Annotated in this window: 3 protein-coding genes; 1 reads left to right on the plus strand and 2 read right to left on the minus strand. The window is 55.9% G+C overall.

The window, feature by feature from the left end; all coding sequences use genetic code 11:
* Positions 1–361: 361 nt before the first annotated feature.
* The gene (locus ACUCV0_RS24010; RefSeq protein ID WP_158893729.1) at positions 362–790 is read right to left on the minus strand and encodes a TOBE domain-containing protein; all 429 of its coding nucleotides are present in this window, start codon (positions 788–790) and stop codon (positions 362–364) included.
* A 139-nt stretch (positions 791–929) separates the two neighbouring features.
* On the opposite strand from ACUCV0_RS24010, the gene modA reads away from it, so the two are divergent.
* Entirely contained in the window at positions 930–1,685 is a 756-nt protein-coding gene (modA, locus tag ACUCV0_RS24015; RefSeq protein ID WP_158893727.1) for a molybdate ABC transporter substrate-binding protein, read from the plus strand.
* Here modA and ACUCV0_RS24020 read toward each other — a convergent pair.
* Positions 1,682–1,939, minus strand: a 258-nt coding sequence (locus tag ACUCV0_RS24020; RefSeq protein WP_482213928.1) for a transposase, incomplete at its 5' end; no start/stop codon positions are given. The genes modA and ACUCV0_RS24020 overlap by 4 nt on opposite strands.

Genomic DNA, 1,939 nt, shown 5'->3' on the forward strand with positions numbered 1-1,939 from the left:
GATGTGCGTGCTGTTCCAGGCCCCGACGGGCACGGATGGCAATTGCAGGTACGGTATAGCAAAGAGAGCCGGCATTTCCCTCTCCGTTCTAGGCGAGAACTGGTTCGAATCTTTCGATCACTGGATGCTCCTGGCAGATACGTACAGAGCATCGGAATTAGTAGATTAGCGTGAAATTCTAGAAGGACGCGCAGGCGGGTCGGCGCCACTGCTGTAGATGGCACAAGACGCTGCGGTAGCCAAGCTCGGCACCTACGCTCGGAAGGCGAGACCGCCATCCTTCCTGTACATAGGGGTGCAAGCTCCGCTATGTACTGAAGGCTATAGCGATCAGAAAGCGGCGGCTACTGCCCGCGTCCTGTCAGGCAGGGATGCCCAAAATCACATGAGAAGCTTTGAATACCGCCGTAGCGGCCACGCCAGGTTCCAGTTGCAGCTCATGCACCGCATCTCTCGTTACCACTGCGCAGATCTTGCTGCCACCCGCTGTGACGATGGTGACCTCAGCGTTCACGGCGCCATCGCTGACGGTCTCGACAGTACCAGCCAGGCAGTTGCGAGCGGACAGACGAACACCGCTAGCCTCAGTCAGCACCATTACCCAGGGAGCTTTCACCAGCGCGATAGCACGTGCCCCCTGTTCAAGACCCAACGATCTGACGCTTTCCATCGTCACTACGGCCACCAGCTCGGTGCCACCGGCCAGATCCAAGATCACTTCTGCGTTGACGGCGCCTTCGCGCACTTCCTTGACGTTACCTTCGAAGACATTACGGGCGCTAACTTTCATAAGGGGCTCTCGTCCAGGGAAGCTATTTTGAGGTCGACACTGTAGTAAGAAGCGCTATAGCCTTTCCACCCTAACGCCGCTGAAAGTCCTGCAAACCGGCATCAACCGACAAAATTTTTATCCATTAGAGAAATTATCAATGACCGATATGTCATCGCGCTTTGCTCTCACCCTTATCGGGGCTCTTTTGGCTAACTCTGCTTTGGCCGACGAAGTACCCGTTGCTGTCGCGGCGAACTTCTCTGCCCCACTCAAGGCCATAGGTGAAGCTTTTGAGAAAGACACAGGGCACCACCTAGTCATCTCCAGCGGCGCCACTGGACAGCTCTATTCGCAAATCAAGAACGGCGCGCCCTTCGAGGTGTTCCTCTCCGCTGACGATACGACTCCTGCCAAGCTTGAAGCTGAAGGGGATGCTGTCAAAGGTTCCCGCTTCACCTATGCCATTGGCACCCTCGCTCTGTGGTCTCCCAAAGCGGGATACGTCGATAAGGACGGCGCGATACTCAAGAAGAACTCCTACGCATACCTGTCCATTGCCAATCCCAAAACCGCTCCCTATGGCCTTGCTGCTACACAGACGCTGGACAAACTAGGATTGACCGAGACGGTCAAGAGCAAGCTGGTGGAAGGGCAGAACATTACCCAGGCCTATCAATTCCTCTCTACTGGGAATGCTGAGCTAGGTTTCGTTGCACTTTCTCAGATCTATCAGGATGGAAAGGTAAAGGAAGGTTCAGCGTGGATCGTTCCTGCAGAATTGTACGATCCTATTCGCCAAGATGCGGTACTACTCAACAAGGGTAAAGACCAACCCGCCGCTACAGCTCTGCTGAACTACCTGAAAGGCCCGCAAGCTGCCGCCGTCCTCAAGGCGTACGGCTACAGACACTAGGCTCTGTCTGAAAAGTCGACGCGCCAACAGCGATCGATGCAGGCCAGGGTGACCATCGCCTTGAAGCTGCTGGCCAGCTTGTCGAACCGGGTGCAGAGCCGACGTTTTTCCTTGAGCCAGCCGAACAGGCGTTCGATCGCATTACGCTGGCGGTACGTGGGTTGATCGAAGAGCCGAGGTAAGCCAGGGCGGGGCTTACGACGCATCTCGCGTCGGGCAATGACTAGTTGAATACCGACACGGTCGCAATAGCG

Source organism: Pseudomonas sp. VMV1 (assembly GCF_056790235.1).